Genomic DNA, 237 nt, shown 5'->3' with positions numbered 1-237 from the left:
AGCCCTTCTGTCGACCGGGATAAGCGAACTTTCGACATTTTCCGTGCCGGAAACGTTGCTCGGAATCCTCGGCCTCAGCCAAGTCGTATACGTCGCAGGCAAGCTGGTCTCACCTCCATCGTTTTCCGATCTGAACGCAGCAACGAAAACGGTGCGTGAACTCGAAAGGAGTTTTTGCGATGCGGCTCACGCGACGCCGGACCCGTCGCCGCCCGCCGGTACTTCGCCGACCGATCC

The 237-nt window shown here is 59.5% G+C and carries 1 pseudogene; it reads left to right on the top strand.

The annotated features are described in order from the left end of the window. Positions 1-237 (top strand): annotated as a pseudogene (locus KVT37_RS32840) (hypothetical protein); the annotation flags it as partial.

This window comes from Mesorhizobium sp. GbtcB19 (genome assembly GCF_019091085.1).
Taxonomy (GTDB): Bacteria; Pseudomonadota; Alphaproteobacteria; order Rhizobiales; family Rhizobiaceae; genus Mesorhizobium.
This window is presented reverse-complemented; position numbering and strand designations above follow the sequence as displayed.